The sequence below is a fragment of the Ruegeria sp. YTSB088 genome, from assembly GCF_059609825.1.
This window is the reverse complement of sequence record NZ_JBXWMM010000001.1, coordinates 444,634-460,293: the sequence shown is the minus strand read 5'-3', so window position 1 is coordinate 460,293 and position 15,660 is coordinate 444,634. Positions and strand designations below refer to the sequence as shown.

At 55.6% G+C, this 15,660-nt stretch carries 19 protein-coding genes and 1 other RNA gene; 15 read left to right on the top strand and 5 right to left on the bottom strand.

Translation table 11 applies throughout. From position 1 onward, the window contains the following. The first annotated feature begins 62 nt into the window (after window positions 1-62). The 10 genes from AC2FFA_RS02285 to AC2FFA_RS02240 all read left to right on the top strand — a co-directional run bounded on the left by AC2FFA_RS02285 (window position 63) and on the right by AC2FFA_RS02240 (window position 7,740). On the top strand, window positions 63-794 hold the full coding sequence (locus AC2FFA_RS02285) for a FadR/GntR family transcriptional regulator (RefSeq protein WP_496849679.1): 732 nt from the start codon (window positions 63-65) through the stop codon (window positions 792-794). Window positions 795-911: 117 nt separating this feature from the next. Beyond that, window positions 912-2,312, top strand: coding sequence for a selenium-binding protein SBP56-related protein (locus AC2FFA_RS02280; protein WP_117869023.1), 1,401 nt, complete (start codon window positions 912-914; stop codon window positions 2,310-2,312). Between the two features lie 13 nt (window positions 2,313-2,325). After that, the gene (locus tag AC2FFA_RS02275) at window positions 2,326-2,979 is read left to right on the top strand and encodes a hypothetical protein (RefSeq protein WP_299896897.1); all 654 of its coding nucleotides are present in this window, start codon (window positions 2,326-2,328) and stop codon (window positions 2,977-2,979) included. A 59-nt stretch (window positions 2,980-3,038) separates the two neighbouring features. Next, window positions 3,039-3,689: a TenA family protein gene (locus tag AC2FFA_RS02270; protein ID WP_117869025.1), complete on the top strand. Its 651-nt coding sequence runs from the start codon at window positions 3,039-3,041 to the stop codon at window positions 3,687-3,689. A 15-nt stretch (window positions 3,690-3,704) separates the two neighbouring features. Then, on the top strand, window positions 3,705-4,067 hold the full coding sequence (locus AC2FFA_RS02265; RefSeq protein ID WP_117869026.1) for a DUF4345 family protein: 363 nt from the start codon (window positions 3,705-3,707) through the stop codon (window positions 4,065-4,067). 36 nt (window positions 4,068-4,103) lie between these two features. Further along, window positions 4,104-4,476, top strand: a transfer-messenger RNA (tmRNA) gene (gene ssrA, locus AC2FFA_RS02260). A 100-nt stretch (window positions 4,477-4,576) separates the two neighbouring features. After that, a complete protein-coding gene (locus AC2FFA_RS02255; protein WP_299636209.1) occupies window positions 4,577-5,008 on the top strand; it encodes an ester cyclase in 432 nt (143 codons plus the stop codon). Window positions 5,009-5,133: 125 nt separating this feature from the next. Further along, the gene (locus AC2FFA_RS02250) at window positions 5,134-5,949 is read left to right on the top strand and encodes a chromate resistance protein ChrB domain-containing protein (protein ID WP_496849675.1); all 816 of its coding nucleotides are present in this window, start codon (window positions 5,134-5,136) and stop codon (window positions 5,947-5,949) included. Continuing rightward, window positions 5,946-7,199 carry a chromate efflux transporter gene (gene chrA, locus AC2FFA_RS02245; protein WP_117869029.1) on the top strand — a complete coding sequence of 418 codons (1,254 nt, stop codon included), beginning with the start codon at window positions 5,946-5,948 and terminating at the stop codon, window positions 7,197-7,199. The genes AC2FFA_RS02250 and chrA overlap by 4 nt, the downstream gene beginning before the upstream one ends. A gap of 76 nt (window positions 7,200-7,275) precedes the next feature. Beyond that, window positions 7,276-7,740: an SspB family protein gene (locus AC2FFA_RS02240; RefSeq protein ID WP_117869030.1), complete on the top strand. Its 465-nt coding sequence runs from the start codon at window positions 7,276-7,278 to the stop codon at window positions 7,738-7,740. Between the two features lie 27 nt (window positions 7,741-7,767). Here AC2FFA_RS02240 and AC2FFA_RS02235 read toward each other — a convergent pair whose 3' ends face one another. After that, window positions 7,768-8,331: a hypothetical protein gene (locus AC2FFA_RS02235; protein WP_496717500.1), complete on the bottom strand. Its 564-nt coding sequence runs from the start codon at window positions 8,329-8,331 to the stop codon at window positions 7,768-7,770. Window positions 8,332-8,536: 205 nt separating this feature from the next. On the opposite strand from AC2FFA_RS02235, the gene fumC reads away from it, so the two are divergent. Genes fumC through AC2FFA_RS02215 form a run of 4 tightly spaced genes read left to right on the top strand, consistent with a single transcriptional unit; the run spans window position 8,537 to window position 10,987 of the window. After that, window positions 8,537-9,931, top strand: a complete 1,395-nt coding sequence (fumC, locus tag AC2FFA_RS02230) for a class II fumarate hydratase (protein WP_299896880.1) — start codon at window positions 8,537-8,539, stop codon at window positions 9,929-9,931. Continuing rightward, window positions 9,931-10,107: a DUF4169 family protein gene (locus AC2FFA_RS02225; protein WP_117869033.1), complete on the top strand. Its 177-nt coding sequence runs from the start codon at window positions 9,931-9,933 to the stop codon at window positions 10,105-10,107. The genes fumC and AC2FFA_RS02225 overlap by 1 nt, the downstream gene beginning before the upstream one ends. Continuing rightward, complete coding sequence (locus AC2FFA_RS02220; protein WP_496849673.1) at window positions 10,104-10,325, top strand: ribbon-helix-helix domain-containing protein; 222 nt, start codon at window positions 10,104-10,106, stop codon at window positions 10,323-10,325. The genes AC2FFA_RS02225 and AC2FFA_RS02220 overlap by 4 nt, the downstream gene beginning before the upstream one ends. A 59-nt stretch (window positions 10,326-10,384) precedes the next feature. Then, window positions 10,385-10,987, top strand: coding sequence for a DNA-3-methyladenine glycosylase I (locus AC2FFA_RS02215; protein WP_299896873.1), 603 nt, complete (start codon window positions 10,385-10,387; stop codon window positions 10,985-10,987). Between the two features lie 4 nt (window positions 10,988-10,991). Here the strand turns inward: AC2FFA_RS02215 and AC2FFA_RS02210 are convergent, their stop codons facing one another. From AC2FFA_RS02210 to AC2FFA_RS02195, 4 genes are all read right to left on the bottom strand, one after another. After that, entirely contained in the window at window positions 10,992-11,873 is an 882-nt protein-coding gene (locus AC2FFA_RS02210; protein ID WP_299896871.1) for a fructose bisphosphate aldolase, read from the bottom strand. 73 nt (window positions 11,874-11,946) lie between these two features. Beyond that, the gene (locus tag AC2FFA_RS02205; protein ID WP_496849670.1) at window positions 11,947-13,296 is read right to left on the bottom strand and encodes a cytochrome P450; all 1,350 of its coding nucleotides are present in this window, start codon (window positions 13,294-13,296) and stop codon (window positions 11,947-11,949) included. After that, complete coding sequence (locus AC2FFA_RS02200; RefSeq protein WP_496849669.1) at window positions 13,293-14,495, bottom strand: hypothetical protein; 1,203 nt, start codon at window positions 14,493-14,495, stop codon at window positions 13,293-13,295. The genes AC2FFA_RS02205 and AC2FFA_RS02200 overlap by 4 nt, the downstream gene beginning before the upstream one ends. 62 nt (window positions 14,496-14,557) lie before the next feature. Beyond that, window positions 14,558-15,310, bottom strand: a complete 753-nt coding sequence (locus AC2FFA_RS02195; protein ID WP_117869038.1) for a cytochrome c biogenesis CcdA family protein — start codon at window positions 15,308-15,310, stop codon at window positions 14,558-14,560. A gap of 106 nt (window positions 15,311-15,416) precedes the next feature. Between AC2FFA_RS02195 and AC2FFA_RS02190 the strand changes: the two genes are divergently transcribed. Beyond that, window positions 15,417-15,650, top strand: coding sequence for a sulfurtransferase TusA family protein (locus AC2FFA_RS02190; protein ID WP_117872764.1), 234 nt, complete (start codon window positions 15,417-15,419; stop codon window positions 15,648-15,650). Window positions 15,651-15,660: the final 10 nt, after the last annotated feature.

The window sequence follows — 15,660 nt, the reverse complement described above, 5'->3', positions numbered from 1 at the left end:
CTTTTCAAATGTCAGACTTTTAAATGTCAGACAAATAAAAATTTACCCAAGGTCGTCTGAAGATGAAAACCGCGCCCCGAAAAACCGCAGACCTGTCTGCCCAGATCGCTCAGGCCATTCGGGATGCGATCGTGTCGGGTGAGCTGATCGTGGACGCGCGCTTGCCATCCGAAGCGGAACTGTCGGATCAGTTCCAGGTCTCTCGCCCGACTGTGCGTGAAGCATTGAAACGGCTGGCGGCGCAATCCCTGATCCGCACACAACGCGGCGCTTCCGGCGGCGCGTTTGTAAATCGCCTGAGCTTTGAGGACGCCTATTCTCAGCAAGTCACGACTTCGACATTGTTGCTGTCGATGAATGCGGTCAGCTTCGATACGGCTTGCGAGGCGCGATATGCCCTGGAAAGGGCCTGTGCGCCTTTGTCCGCGCAGCGACGCACTGCAGATCACTTGGCGACTATGCGGGCGGAGATATTCCGCCAGTCCCAACCCGGCCTGACGGATGAAGCCTTTTGCGCATCAGACGTGACTTTCCATCGCGCGTTGGTGGATGGGGCTGGAAACCCGGTCCTTTCCTATCAACTGGCAGGTGCTGTGGAAGCGATGCAACCGCTGATGAACATGATCACTTTCACTGCGCGATCCCGCGAGGAAATTATCCGCCTGCATGGTAAAATAGTGGACGCGCTTGAGACAAAAGATGCGGATACCGTGGACTCAGCACTGATTGATCTGGAACGTTACACACGACAGCTGGCCCATGATGTGGCCAAGAGCAAACGTAAACCGACTTGAGGGCCGAATTCGAAACAAAATCAGAACAAGGGGCACACGAGCAGGCAGATTGTCATCCGGCGCCAAGACCGGAACTCTCAATGTGAATTGAAGATCAATGACTTACGGGAGGACGTTATGAATCAAAGACCGGACCCTAGCTTTTATCCATCCGCAAAACTGGCGATGGAGGGCCCCGCTGAGACACTTGCATTCACGCTGATGCTCAGCCCTGACTTTTCACAACCAGACGGACTGGCGGTTGTGAATGTTGATCCAAGCTCGGACGATTTCGGAAAGATCGTGCATCAGGTGATCATGCCCGAGAAAGGCGACGAGTTTCACCATTTCGGTTGGAACGCCTGTTCTTCGGCCCTGTCGCCGCTCAGCGGTCACGCGTTTCTGGAGCGGCGCTATTTGATCATCCCAGGCATTCGGTCCAGCCGAATTTATGTCATCGATGTCAAAAACCCGCTCGAGGCCAAGATACACAAGATCATCGAACCCGAAGAAGTCTTTGCAAAGACCGGGTATTCCCGTCCGCACACGATCCATTGCGGGCCTGAGGGCATCTATGTCAGCACCCTTGGTGGTGGCGGCCCCGACGGCACAGATGGCCCTCCGGGCATTTTCATCATGGACTGCGAGACATTCGATATAATCGGGCGCTATGAAATCGAGCGCGGCGTGCAGGACAAGCATTATGATTTCTGGTGGAACCTGCCGCGTGACTACATGGTCAGTTCCGAATGGGGCCTGCCACCGCAATTCGAAAACGGACTCGTGGCCGAAGACCTGTTGTCCAATAAATACGGCCATAGCATCCATTTTTGGAACCTTCGAAACCGGACGAATATTCAAACCATCGATCTGGGTGAAAACCATCAGATGGCCTTGGAAATCCGGCCCGCTCATGATCCCGTAAAACAATACGGGTTCTGCGGCGTTGTCGTCGATACAACAAACCTGCAAGGTGCGATCTTCACCTGGTGGCGCAATGATGACGGCACGTTCGAAGCCAAGAAAACCATTACAATCGATCCGCAACCCGCTGATCCCGATGATCTTCCTGACCTTCTGAAGGGCTTCTCTGCCGTTCCGCCGCTGGTCACTGATATCGACCTGAGCCTGGATGACAAGTACCTCTATGTCGCCTGCTGGGGAACCGGCGAGATGCATCAATACGATGTATCCGACCCGATGAATCCAACTCTGGCAGGCAAGGTCGAGATCGGTGGAATCGTCAAAAAGACAAAGCACCCAAATGGTCAAACCTTTGGCTATGGTCCACAGATGGTCGAAATCAGCCGCGACGGCAAACGGGTCTACTGGACCAATTCTCTCTATTCCACGTGGGACGACCAGTTCTACCCCGAGGAAGGCGGTGCGGCCATGGTCAAGGCTGATGTCGGCGAGAATGGTGGTCTGACACTGGATCCGAAATTCTGGGTGGAGTTTCCCAAGGGTTATCGCAGCCACCAGATCCGGTTAGAGGGCGGAGACTGTTCAACCGACAGCTTCTGCTATCCGTCGGTCTGAATTGGACGTTCTGATGTCATCAACGGCTGGCCTGTGGCTGGCCGTTGTTCTGAGCGGGGCCTATCACGGTCTGAACCCCGGCATGGGCTGGCCGCTGGCGGTGTCTTCGGCTTTGATGGAACAACGCCAATCCGCCCTGTGGAGCGCACTCGCGGCTTTGGCTGGCGGGCATTTCGTGGCCATGCTCGGCGTACTTCTGCCTTTTGCCCTTATGGCCGTACTGGTCGACTATCAAAATGAAATCCGCATCGGCGCGGCCCTGGTCGTCATAGGCATGGGACTGTACATCGCCATAACCCGCCGTCATCCCCGCTTTCTTTCACGTGTTCCGCCAAGCAAGCTCGCGCTGTGGTCTTTTCTGGTGGCGCTTGCCCACGGAGCCGCCCTGATGCTGGTTCCAATCTATCTGGGCCTTTGCGCCGTGGATGAATTGGACGCGGGACATCAAGCGATTTCCCAGATCATGACGACAAATACGCTTTTGGTTCTGGGCGTCGCCGCGCTGCATACGGCCGCCATGGTTCTGGGCGGGGGGGTGTTGGCCTTTGCGGTCTATCGTTGGCTTGGTCTGCAATTTTTGTCGCGCAGCTGGTTCAACCTGGAACTGATCTGGGCGCTGAGCCTCATTCTGGTCGGTGGTCTGGGTCTTTGGTCCGCACTTGGCTGACCTTGTACTTTGTTTTGAAACGCGCTTTGTCTGCATCAAAACAAAACTGGAGCTTCCGAATGCAGGACCAAACCCGCCCAACCGAAGTGCTGCGTCAGGGCAAAATCGACCAGTGGCAGGCCGCGACAACCCATGCCTTCACCTGCGAACTGTCTGACGGCACCCTGCCCGAGGATAAAATGCGCTGGTACCTGCGGCAGGATTATCAGTTCGTCGACGGTTTCGTGCGTCTTTTGGCCAGCGCCATCGCGCATGCACCGACCCTTGCAGACAGCGTACCGGCCGCGCAGTTTCTGGCGGTGATCACAGGCCCCGAGAACACCTATTTTCTGCGCGCGATGGACGCTTTGGGCACTGAACCCAGCACCGACCCCGCGCCGGCCACACGGGCGTTTCAGGATCTGATGACCGAAGCCGTGGCCTCTGGCCGCTATCAGAACATGCTGGCGGTACTCGTCGTAGCAGAATGGGTTTACCTGAGCTGGGCCAGCCCGGAAAACCCACCCAAAGACGGCTTGCCGTTCTGGTTTGCGGAATGGATCACGCTACATGCGGGCGAAGGGTTCGAAAGCGTGGTGGAATATCTGCGGCGTCAGTTGGATAACGTCTGGCCAACGCTGGATGCGGATGAACAGGCCGAGGTTACACGGCTGTTTCATCGAGCCGTCGAGTTGGAACGTGATTTCTTTGACGCCGCTTACGCGGCCTGAACCAAGGAGGCCGCTATGGTCGCTACTCTGAACGTCATTGCGGCATTGCTGACCATCGGGTTCGGCGCATTCGGGTTTTTGGCCCCGGCCCATACCGCGTCGGCCCTGGATCTGGCCCCGACCAACAGCACAATGGGGTTGTCCGAGATGCGCGCCTCGGTCGGTGGTTTATTTGTTGTGACCGGGATCGCCGTTATCTGGCTGAACAACCCAATGGCCTATTTCATGCTGGGCATTGTCTATTCCGGTGCTGCACTGGGCCGGTTTGTATCGGTCGCGCTGGACAATCCACCCTTTGCCAAGGCGTTGATCTTTGGGGGAATCGAACTGGCTCTGGCGGTTTGGCTTATCTCCGCAAACTTCAACAAAGCCACCTAACAGATTGGAAATATGGGATGCGATAGACTTCATTCTGAGTTTGCATCCATCCATCACCTCACCTATATAAGAGGTGTCCTTCGGGACTATGGACATAAACGCGCTCGTAATAAGCGGATCGGACCCGGGGGCGGTACCCGGCGGCTCCACCATACACCTTCTGGGGGCATCCTTCGTTTGGGGATCACTTTCGGAACCGGGGGGCCGAAATAGGATCGACGAACGTCTAAAGGGGTTAGCTTTGTCCCGGCTGTCTGCCACCGTTACCGGCGAAAACAGTACAATTGCAAACGACAATCGTGCTCCGGTTGCAGTTGCTGCGTAAGCAGTAGCAAGACCGAAACTTAAGCCCTTGCGCCTAGCCGCGTAAGGCGGGGTTCGCAGGTACCTGGCAACAGAAACCTGCATTAATCTCCTACAAGTCTGAATTATTTACCCGCGTTTTCGCGGGTTCAGAGTTTGTTCACTCCTTTTTGTCATCTTACCAGCACTTGGACAGGAGAGCTGGGATGACGAATTCAGAGATACTCAGAACGTGGTATTCCGAAGTTTGGGAAAACGGAAACACCGAAGCAATCGATCAGTTCTTCGCACCCGAAACAATGGCCGAAGGGCTGATTCCGGAAATGCAGGTCGGTGCCGACGATTTCCGGGATCTGGTCATGGCGTTCCGCCACATTCTGGGGGACATCAAGGTCGAGTTGCCCAAGATCATCGAAAACGGCGACTGGGTGTCAGCCATTCTGCATGTTCGTACTTTTCGTGCCGACAATGGCGCGCCACTGGAAGTCACCGGCCAGGTCATGGCGCGGTTCAAAGACGAAAAGATGGTCGAGGCTTACAATCATTTTGATTTCATCTCGTTTTTTGAAGAACTGGGCCAATTTCCATCAGACACCCTACCCGTGTGCATGACAGGGCAGCGCCTGGACTGGGCGTGAACACAACGCAATCTTGACCCCTATGACCCTTGCGCGTTAGCAAGTGTCATGGGGTAAGATTGCGAACGCCCCGTGAGGCGACAGCCCAAGTTTCGCATGTATCCGCGGTTACAAGGAAACATGCCATGGCATCGCCCAACTCTATTTCCCCCAAACAACTCCTGCGTCTGATTGGTACTCCGAATGCGCCCGTTCTATTCGACGTCTGCCTGAATGACGATTTTGACGAAGATCCCTATCTGATCCCCGCGTCAGTCCGGCACCCGGTCACAGATCTTCAGGGGCTGAAATGCAAGATCTCCGGCCGCTCGGCTGTGATTATCTGTCAAAAAGGTAAGAAGCTGAGCCAGGGCGTTGTATCCTGGCTGCGCAGCGAAGGGTATCAAGCCGAATATCTGGAAGGTGGTATGTATGCCTGGCGCGAATTGACCGACGCGCTACGCGTACCCGCAGCCCGCATTCCTGAACGGATTGGTGGTCATACGCTCTGGGTCACGCGCCACCGACCAAAGATCGACAGAATCGCATGTCCCTGGCTGATACGCAGGTTTGTTGATCCCGACGCAAAATTCCTGTTTGTGGCACCCGGCGAAGTCGAAAGCGTTTCGACTGCTTTCAGGGCGTCACCTTTTGATATCGAGAACACGTTCTGGAGCCACCGGGACGACAATTGCACGTTTGACACCATGTTGGATGAATTCGAGCTTCACTCCCCTGCACTTGACCGGTTGGCCACAATAATCCGGGCAGCAGACACGAACCGACACGCGCTTGCACCCGAAGCGGCGGGATTGTTGGCGGTGTCCGTCGGGCTTTCAAGGCAGTATCGCGATGACCACGAAAACCTGGAGGCCGGGATAACCCTTTACGACGCGCTGTATCGCTGGGCTCGCGATGGGTTTGACGAAAGCCATGACTGGCCCACAGGTCGAACACCATGACACCGGTACTGACAGAGATTATCAAGGTCTTCGGCAGGATCGGACTGCTGTCTTTCGGTGGACCCGCTGCACAAATTTCCTTGATGCATCAGGAATTGGTCGAGCGTCGATCCTGGCTGGATGAACAGACGTACCTGCGCGCCCTGTCTCTGTGCATGTTGCTACCTGGTCCAGAGGCGATGCAGCTTGCGACCTATGCGGGGTGGCGTCTGCGCGGTGTTGCTGGCGGGCTGATTGCCGGCAGCTTGTTCGTGTTGCCCGGCGCGGTGGTGATCGCGGTTCTGGTCGCACTCTATTCAGCATTTGGCGATATCCCCTTGGTGCAGTCGGCCTTCACGGGCATCAAGGCAACTGTCATCGTGATCGTTTTGCAGGCGCTTCGCAATCTTTCGCGTAAGGCATTGAACGATCGCGAGCACCGGACAATCGCAATTCTGTCCTTCCTGTCCATTTTTCTGCTGAACCTCCCCTTTCCAGCGATCATTTTCGCTGCCGCTTTCTGGGGGTACGTGACGTTCAAGGGACCCGTTGAAACACCCACACGGGAAGGAACATCACATCTGGCGCGTTCGCTTCGAACGATTGCTGTCTGGTTGCCGCTTTGGCTGGGTCCGCTTGTCGCTCTGAGCGTCACAGGCCATCAACTGCTGAGCGATCTAGGGTGGTTTTTTGCCCGTCTCGCTGTCGTGACCTTTGGCGGCGCATATGCCGTGTTGGCCTATATGACCCAAACGGTTGTTGACCAGTACCACTGGATCAGCACGGATCAGATGATAGATGGGCTGGGTCTGGCGGAAACGACACCGGGTCCGCTAATTCTTGTTACACAGTTTGTCGCCATGCTGACCGGGCAACAGACTGGTGGGTTTACGTTGGCACTTGCCGCAGGTGCAGTTGCATTGTGGGCGACGTTCGTTCCCTGCTTTCTTTGGATTTTTCTTGCGGCCCCTTATCTTGATCGTTTGGCTGCACGTCCCCGCCTGTCAGCAGCCCTGCACGGAATCACCGCAGCCGTCGTCGGAGTGATTCTCAACCTTTCCGTGTGGTTCGCCCTGAATGTTCTTTTCGAATCGGTGCCTGAAAAATCAATGGGGCCATTGGCAATACCCGCGCCGCAGTTATCCGCATTGGATTTCACAGCACTAAGTCTAACTATCCTTGCTGGGGCCTTGATTTTTCGACTGAAATTAGGGATGGGAACTGTGTTGGCCCTGATGTCGATGGCCGGGCTGGTTGCACACAATATCTGATCAATCCGGTCATACCCGCCCTTTCGTTTCCGAACAAAACCCCTATGCTGAGCATAACCACTTTTGAGGATCAAATATGTCGCAAGGCATCGATTATGGAAACCTGATGCACACCGCCATGCGCGGCCTGATCAAAACAGTGCTGACGGAAGTTTCCCGAACCGGTCTACCCGGGGCGCATCACTTCTTTATAACTTTCGACACGCGTGAGAATGGCGTGGAAATCGCAGACTGGCTGCGTGAACGCTATCCCGAAGAAATGACCATCGTCATGCAGCATTGGTTCGAGAACCTGGAAGTCGGAGAGGCCGGCTTTTCCATCACTTTGAATTTCGGAGACGCACCAGAACCGCTGTATGTCCCCTATTCCGCAATCAAGACGTTTGTGGATCCATCGGTCGAGTTCGGTCTTCGCTTTGAAAGCCCGGAAGATGAAGACGAGGAAGATCACATCATCGAAGATGAGATCGAAATCGAAGTCGAAGAAGATGAAGTCCATCACGATGCGGAAGTCGTGTCGCTGGACAGCTTCCGGAAATAACACTTAAAACCCCGCCCTGCGCGGGGTTTATCGCTTCATCAGAAAAGTCTCAACCGACCGGGATTTTTGGCCGTCGATGAATCGTGAGAACGCGAGGTTCAGCCCGCCTTCGGCCAGTGTACGGTCGAATTGCTGCAACTCATAACCTCCATCCTCATCTATAAACAACGAAAACACAGTCAGCGTGTCGCCGACAATGCGGCCCCATACAAACGGCTCGCCCTTCATCGGGTCCAATGGGACTTCGTGACCAAAGACATTGCGTTTCATCGCCGCCGAAAACACGTCCGGGCGGTCCGACGGGACAAAATCAATCGAAAACTTCTGTTCCTTTATACGACCGTCCAACTTGTAGGTTGTCGTCCGCCAACTGACGTTGAAACCGTTTTTGGTCTCGACAATAGAAACGCTCATGTCGCGTGGCGTTGCAGTGCCATCCGCGTCCACAACTTCGGCAGAACCGATATAGTCACCTAAGAATGGTGTTATGTCTGACGCGCGGGCCTGCAAACTCAGAATCGACAGCCACAAAGCGCAAACTGCAAGTATCGCGGCAGCTTTTTCAAGCTTAAGGCGATGGAAATTTGGCATTTTATCCTCCTGGGCGGTCATTGCTCTATTGTAGCCCAGAGGTGTCCGCAAACAACGCACATTCTCCCCCAACAACGATTAAAGTGACGCACCCCGCGCCTATACGTTTGACGTCCTTAAGTTTAAGGTGCGCGCAACTGGCCGATTGCGTCACGGCGTGGCTGCGGCTAAACGGCATACAACTGCATACCAGACGGAGTGACCGATGTCTCAAACCCGCACAGAATCCGACAGCTTTGGCCCGCTCGAGGTTCCTGCCGACAAGTATTGGGGCGCACAGACGCAGCGCTCGATCATGAATTTTCCCATCGGCTGGGAGAAGCAGCCGGTCGCCATCGTGCGCGCGCTGGGCGTGATCAAGAAAGCCTGCGCGATGGAGAACAAGGCGACCGGAACGCTGGACGTCAGGATTGCCGATGCGATCATCCAGGCCGCAGGCGAGGTGATCGAGGGCAAATTTGACGACAACTTCCCGCTGGTCGTATGGCAGACGGGTTCGGGCACCCAGTCGAACATGAATGCGAACGAGGTCATCGCCAACCGCGCTATCGAGATTCTGGGCGGCGTCATTGGCTCAAAGGACCCGGTGCACCCGAATGATCACTGCAACATGGGGCAATCGTCGAACGATACCTTCCCAACCGCCATGCATATCGCCACTGCAATGAGCGTCAGGGACGTGTTGCTTCCGGGGCTTGAGAAACTGGCGTCCGGGCTCGAGCAGAAGGCCAAGGAGTTCAAAGACATCATCAAGATCGGCCGAACGCACACGCAGGACGCGACACCGCTGACACTGGGTCAGGAATTCAGTGGCTATGCCCACCAGGTTCGTCAGGGGATCGCACGCGTACACGCGGCAATGCCGGGGATTTATGAACTGGCCCAGGGCGGTACGGCCGTTGGCACCGGCCTGAACACCCAACACGGCTGGGATAAAGCCGTTGCAGGCCATATGGCACAGATCACCGACCTGCCCTTCGTGACAGCCCCGAACAAGTTCGAAGCGCTGGCCGCCCATGATGCCATGGTCTTCCTTTCGGGCGCTTTAGCGACGATAGCCGGCAGCTGCTACAAGATCGCAAACGACATTCGTTTCTTGGGCTCCGGTCCTCGTTCCGGTCTGGGTGAGCTGATTCTGCCGGAAAATGAGCCCGGGTCGTCGATCATGCCCGGCAAGGTAAACCCGACGCAGGCCGAGGCACTGACTCAGGTCGCCGCGCATGTGATGGGCAACAACGCTGCGATGACATTTGCCGGGTCGCAAGGTCATTTCGAGTTGAACGTCTATAATCCGATGATGTCCTACAACCTGCTGCAATCGATCCAGTTGCTGGGTGATGCCTCCGACAGCTTTACCGAGCGGATGCTACTGGGCATCAAGGCCAATGAGCCGCGAATCGACAAGCTGATGAAGGAATCGCTGATGCTGGTCACGGCGCTTGCCCCAACCATCGGGTATGACAATGCCACCACCGTTGCGAAGACCGCTCATAAGAACGGCACCACCCTCAAGGAAGAAGCCATCGCGCTGGGCTTTGTGGATGAAGCAACCTTTGACGCCGTCGTCCGTCCCGAACAGATGATCGGCCCGAAAGACTGATGGGCAAGCCGGTCAATCTGAACCGGTATCGAAAAGAAAAAGCGCGGGCCGTGAAAAAGGCCCGCGCTGACCAGAACGCGGTCGCGTTTGGACAAACGAAAGCTGAAAAAGAAATCGTGAAGCTTCAACAAGAAAAACAAAAGCGCGACCTCGACAATCATGAGCTGGACGAATGAACGGCCGCCCTGTCAAACGCTCTCTGACCCTGAAAGGGCATCGAACCTCGGTTTCACTCGAGGATGAGTTCTGGAGGGCTTTTCGCGATATCGCTCATGAAAAAGGAAAACCAATCAATGTCTTGGCGGCTGAGATTGATGTGGAACGCGACCCGCAAACCGGCCTTGCATCGGCCATACGCGTCTTTGTTCTGAACTGGTTTCGCAATCGCGATTAGGACTTGTCACTCCTTGATCACCGCGTGTAACGTGAATGGAGAACAAAAGAGGTACATTCATGAGCAACACCATTACCGGCCCGGATGGTCAGCAAAGGTGCGCATGGTGTCAGGCCGCGCCCGAGTTCTTTGAGTATCACGACAATGAATGGGGCTACCCTGTTGGCGAAGACCAACGGTTGTTTGAAAAACTGTGCCTAGAGAGCTTTCAGTCAGGCCTCAGCTGGCGGACAATCCTGAACAAGCGCGAAAACTTCAGGAAAGCCTTCTGCGGATTTGATTTCAACAAGATGGCTGCGTTTTCTGATGCAGATGTGGAACGCCTGCTACAGGACGCCGGGATCATCCGTCATCGCGGCAAGATTGAAGCAGTGATCAACAATGCGCGTTGCGCGCAGGAGTTGGTGGCCGAGGAAGGGTCTCTGGCGGCCTATGTCTGGCGTTATGAAGCTAAAACGCCGCCGCCACCGCAAACAGCATCCACATCTCCCGAGTCTGTGGCCATGTCAAAGGATCTCAAGAAACGGGGGTGGAAGTTTGTTGGCCCCACAACCGTGTTTGCGTTCATGCAGGCCATGGGGCTGGTCAATGACCACGCCGAGGGCTGCATCGGCAGAAAAAAAGCGGCACAGATGCGCCGCTCTTTCACCAAACCTGCCTGACGGATCAGACCGAGGCTTTGTAAATCTTGTCGATGTTACCACCCAGAGCCGCGTTGAATTCGGCATCTGACTGCTGCTTCGACAGACCTTCGGTCAAAGCCCGCGAGAAGGATGCGATCATCTTGCCGTTCTGACCCAACAGGTCGCAGGCTTGTTCCGTCGAATAACCGCCCGACAAGGCCACAACACGCAATACCCGCGGGTGGTCTGCCAGCGCGTCATACAGGTTTGCCTTTGTCGGGATCGTCAGCTTCAGCATCACTTCCTGACCCTCGGCCAGTTGATCGAGGTTTTTGAGGATTTCCGCCTTCAGGATTTCTTCTGCCTCGGCCTTGGTTTGCGAATGGATGTTAACTTCGGGTTCCACGATCGGAACCATACCGGCATCGGTGACTTCGCGGGCAACGTCGAACTGTTGGGCAACCACCGCCGCGATGCCGTCGGCATTCGCTTCGTGAATGACAGAGCGTTCCTTGGTGCCGAACACACCATCGGCCTTGGCCAGGGTCTCGGCCAGACCGGGGATCGGTTTCATCACCTGGACGCCGTTTGCCTGTTCTTCCAGGCCTTTGTCGATCTTCAGGAAAGGCAAGATACCTTTGACCGACCACAGGTAGTCGGCAACCTTGCGGCCTTCGATCTCTTCCCCCAGCGTACGCTCGAACAGGATTGCGCCAATCACTTTGTCCTTGGTGAAGTCGTCGGCCAGAATGATGCGGGCACGCATCTTCTGGATTTCACCGAACATCTCTTCGTCTGAGCTGTAGTCAGATGCCTCGACACCATACAGCGCAAGCGCTTTCGGGGTTGATCCGCCGCTTTGATCCAGTGCCGCGATAAAGCCCGTGCCGTTGATCATCTGCGCGCGCTGTTCTGCTTTGGACATATTGTTTTCCCGTTCAATGATGATTCCGATGTTCTTCCCCGCATACAACAGGGCGTGAACCGATGGTAGGTTGTTAGCGCTCAAACAGGCGTAACCATATGCCATCTTTAGATCGAACCGTCAGATGTGCAACCGGAACAGGTGTTTTTCCCGGGATTGTTTCGAACCGGAAACGGCGCAAGAGCATCGACAGGATCAGCGGCCCTTCGACCATTGCAAACCCGGCCCCGGTGCACACTCGGGGGCCCGCAGAGAACGGAATGTAGGCGTCGCGCTGGCAGCGCTTGCCGTTTTCCGTGTCCCAACGCATAGGATCAAAACCGTCCGGATTGTCCCACAAACGCTCCTGACGGTGCAAATGCCAGGGGCTGATCACGATTTGCGCGCCAACCGGCACATCCCTGTTACGGAACCGTTCGGGGCACGTGGCCTCGCGGACCATCATGGGCACCGGAGGATAAAGGCGTAGCGCTTCGCGAAACACATCCCGGCTGATCCTGAGTTTTGAAACAGAGACAAATGAAGGCTCATCCAGAACAGCGGCTTCATCTGCAACTTTCTGTTGCCATTCCGGGTAAAGGGCCATCAGGTACAGCGTCCAGGCCAGGGCGGACGCACTGGTTTCATGCCCGGCAAGAAAAAAGATCGCTACCTGATCAACCATTTCCTCGGGGTCGAAGAACTGTCCGGTTTCGGGATCAGCCGTTGTCATGATCTTGGTCGCCAGATCATCCGGTGCCGTTCCGTCCTTGATGGCCTTTGCGCGTGTTCCGGTGAGTTCCGCAATCAGCGCCCTGATATCCCGCGCGTTTTGTTTCGTCGCCCTGGAATGGAACCGGGGCAGCCACTTTGGCAACGGAACAAAGGCCGCGAGATTCAGCAAAGGTTGCTCACGCTGATAGGCCAGAAACTTGTCAAACACCTGACTGGCAATAACGTGTTCGATAGGAACGGAAAACAAGGTGCGGAATATGACGTCCGCCGCCGCATGGCTTGTCTGTTCTTCAAATTCGATTTGTCCGCCGACGTGAGGTCGCAACCGTTCCACGCACGCCTCGGCAGCAGCCAGCATGGCAGGAAATGTATCCTTCAACCGCCCGCCTTCGAACGCCGGATCGATAATCCTCCGCTGTCGTTTCCAAGTCTCACCGTTGGTCAGAAATACCGAATTGCCAAGCAACGGCCGCAGGCCTTCGCTGATCCTGCCAGATTTCGGGAAATCGTCAGGTCGCTTCTTGAGGACCGTTTGAATCAGGTCCGGTTGATTGATCATGAACGACCGGAAGAACGGAGTTTTGAATTCGGCCATCCACGCGCGATACAACCGGGCTGGCTGGGCCGACAGCAGGTCATGTCTGAACAGTTTCAAATAGCGCAGCAAAGAAACCTTATCAGGGCGCGGTTCTGGCTTGGGCGGGGTCATGGGCGTACCGAGGTGAACTTGGACACAGGCGTCTCGATGCGGCTGCGCGAAGCCTCACGATCCGCAAACCTTTGCTTCAGCGTCAAAGGACCAGCCGTTATCCGGAAATAGTCATAGCTTCCCGGCTTGTCGAACGCGCAAAGGTACTGAAAGTGCAGGCGAAAAAACCGCCATCGCAATGCCTTCCAACGTTCCGGCGACAACGTTTGCGTAAAGGCCGCCGACAGGACCAGCGGCCAACGCTTGTCAGAGCGCGCAACCCCCGTGACCGCAACCGGATCGCAAAGAGCAAAGGCGCAGCCGTCTCCGGGGGCAGAGACATCGACCCAGGTGAGTTCAGACCGCGTGGACAGGAATTGCAGGTCGGACCGCAACTCATATGCCTGAGGCAGAAATGAAACCATCGGAACAACCTGCCCCAAACTGAGGAAAGACAGTGCTGCCCGCCGCTCCTGCGCGTTCGTTTTTCGGATCAGTTCAGCCAGAACAGACGTTCCCATATGCGCGCCCGAGCTGTGGCCTACGACCAGCACTTCATCCACATCGGACTTAAGCGCAGCTTCGATCGTTTCTCGAAACGAAGCCAACCTGTCATGCAGCTTGGCAGGAGTTTTTCCCTTCAACTGTGCAGAATAAGCGTAATCATGCATCAGGTAGTAAGCAAACAGCCGGTTATCGACCTTGCGAAACCATAACAACAGCGCAACGGCTGCGGCCGCTCCCGGGAACAGCCCCCACCAACCTGCCATGGCTGTGCATGCCCATGCTACCGCAAGCGCAATCAGCAACTGGGACACCAACATACCTACTGGATACAACGCCGCGATCACCGGCCCCTTACGGAGGCGCATCAGACGCCACAATGTGCCGGTTGAAATGTAGATCCAGGCCGTGCGTGCCAATTGCCAATAGGTCGCCGGAATCGAGACCGACATGCTGTCGCGCACGATGTCGGACCACACCAGAACCTCGAACTCAGTTTCAACGGTCAGGCCATCTTGTTCCGAGGTCACACGCCACCCAAAACGCTCGCCTGTCGTCTTTGGGGCGATTGCGATCTCGTACCCCGAGATCCGGGCCTGTTTTTGAGACTCGGTGCGATACAACTCTCGATACCGCCGAGGCGGCATCGGATCGTATCCGGGTATATAGAACACCCGACGTCTGCGCACCTGCGGCTGATTTGTGTGACTGCTCATGCCCTTACCTTCTGACGCGCAGGTTAACGCAGGCTTGAGGTCAAGGTAAGAGGGTCAGGTGCTCAACCGAAATTTGCCAGCGCCGGGAAGGTTTCCAGCAGCCACCAGCTAAAGCGGGTGAAAAGACCCGTGATCAGCATTATTCCGACAAACAACAGCAGGCCGCCCATGACCTTCTCGATCGTGCCCATATACGGTTTGATCCGGTTCATCACGGTCATAGAGCGATTCAGGAACATGGCTGCCAACAAGAACGGAATACCCAAACCCGCAGCGTAAACACCCAGCAAAAGCGTGCCTCGTGCAACCGAGGCTTCGTTGGCAGCCAGTGACAGGATCGCCCCCAGTTGTGGCCCAATGCACGGAGTCCAACCGAATGCAAAAGCAAGGCCAAGGATATAGGCACCAAAGACCGAACCACCGGAATCACCGGTTTCAATCCGTGCTTCGCGATCCAGAAAAGGAATCCGGAAAACATTCAGGAAGTGCAGACCGAAGACAATAACAACGGCTCCGGATAACTTGGCAAATAGCACCTGATTTTGCAGCACAAACGCGCCAAAGGCCGATGCGGTAAATCCAAGCAGCAAAAAGACGGTCGACAGTCCCATGACAAAGAACAGGGCCGACATGGTTGCCTTGCGCCGCGCGCGCGCCTCGTCCTGCATCTCATGTATGGTGACGCCGCTCATATACGCCAGGTAAGGCGGTACGATGGGCAATACGCAGGGCGACAGAAAGCTGATCAAACCACCCAGAAGCGCGACGAACATGGCGGGCAGAAGTCCCGCGTCTATGATTTCGATTCCGAACATGTTTCTGCACATATGTGATGAAGAACGATCCGTCACGGGGCCAAACAGTCACATCCTCGTGCTCGAAATCTGGACAATATTACAACTTCACCCTATCCCGAAAATCATGTCAGAGATTACAGATACCCTGGACGCCTTGGGCCTGTTGTGCCCGTTGCCCGTCCTGAAAGCCCGAAAACGACTGAAGTCTATGCCTGAAGGTGCTGTTCTGCGGGTACTGGCCGATGATCCTGCGGCCATAGTGGATGTCCCACATTTTTGTGCCGAGGCCGGACACACGCTACTTTCGCAAGACCTTGACGGCGCGCATCAGATTTATCTGATCCGGAAATCCTGCTGACCTTTTGCGA

Coding starts and splice junctions, on each gene's coding strand:
- AC2FFA_RS02255 (WP_299636209.1), top strand. CDS start 4,577: ATGACGAATTCAGAGATACTCAGAACGTGGTATTCCGAAGTTTGGGAA.
- AC2FFA_RS02225 (WP_117869033.1), top strand. CDS start 9,931: ATGGGCAAGCCGGTCAATCTGAACCGGTATCGAAAAGAAAAAGCGCGG.
- AC2FFA_RS02280 (WP_117869023.1), top strand. CDS start 912: ATGAATCAAAGACCGGACCCTAGCTTTTATCCATCCGCAAAACTGGCG.
- AC2FFA_RS02215 (WP_299896873.1), top strand. CDS start 10,385: ATGAGCAACACCATTACCGGCCCGGATGGTCAGCAAAGGTGCGCATGG.
- chrA (WP_117869029.1), top strand. CDS start 5,946: ATGACACCGGTACTGACAGAGATTATCAAGGTCTTCGGCAGGATCGGA.
- AC2FFA_RS02195 (WP_117869038.1), bottom strand. CDS start 15,310: ATGTTCGGAATCGAAATCATAGACGCGGGACTTCTGCCCGCCATGTTC.
- AC2FFA_RS02285 (WP_496849679.1), top strand. CDS start 63: ATGAAAACCGCGCCCCGAAAAACCGCAGACCTGTCTGCCCAGATCGCT.
- AC2FFA_RS02235 (WP_496717500.1), bottom strand. CDS start 8,331: ATGCCAAATTTCCATCGCCTTAAGCTTGAAAAAGCTGCCGCGATACTT.
- AC2FFA_RS02240 (WP_117869030.1), top strand. CDS start 7,276: ATGTCGCAAGGCATCGATTATGGAAACCTGATGCACACCGCCATGCGC.
- AC2FFA_RS02220 (WP_496849673.1), top strand. CDS start 10,104: ATGAACGGCCGCCCTGTCAAACGCTCTCTGACCCTGAAAGGGCATCGA.
- AC2FFA_RS02210 (WP_299896871.1), bottom strand. CDS start 11,873: ATGTCCAAAGCAGAACAGCGCGCGCAGATGATCAACGGCACGGGCTTT.
- AC2FFA_RS02250 (WP_496849675.1), top strand. CDS start 5,134: ATGGCATCGCCCAACTCTATTTCCCCCAAACAACTCCTGCGTCTGATT.
- AC2FFA_RS02275 (WP_299896897.1), top strand. CDS start 2,326: ATGTCATCAACGGCTGGCCTGTGGCTGGCCGTTGTTCTGAGCGGGGCC.
- AC2FFA_RS02205 (WP_496849670.1), bottom strand. CDS start 13,296: ATGACCCCGCCCAAGCCAGAACCGCGCCCTGATAAGGTTTCTTTGCTG.
- AC2FFA_RS02270 (WP_117869025.1), top strand. CDS start 3,039: ATGCAGGACCAAACCCGCCCAACCGAAGTGCTGCGTCAGGGCAAAATC.
- fumC (WP_299896880.1), top strand. CDS start 8,537: ATGTCTCAAACCCGCACAGAATCCGACAGCTTTGGCCCGCTCGAGGTT.
- AC2FFA_RS02200 (WP_496849669.1), bottom strand. CDS start 14,495: ATGAGCAGTCACACAAATCAGCCGCAGGTGCGCAGACGTCGGGTGTTC.
- AC2FFA_RS02265 (WP_117869026.1), top strand. CDS start 3,705: ATGGTCGCTACTCTGAACGTCATTGCGGCATTGCTGACCATCGGGTTC.
- AC2FFA_RS02190 (WP_117872764.1), top strand. CDS start 15,417: ATGTCAGAGATTACAGATACCCTGGACGCCTTGGGCCTGTTGTGCCCG.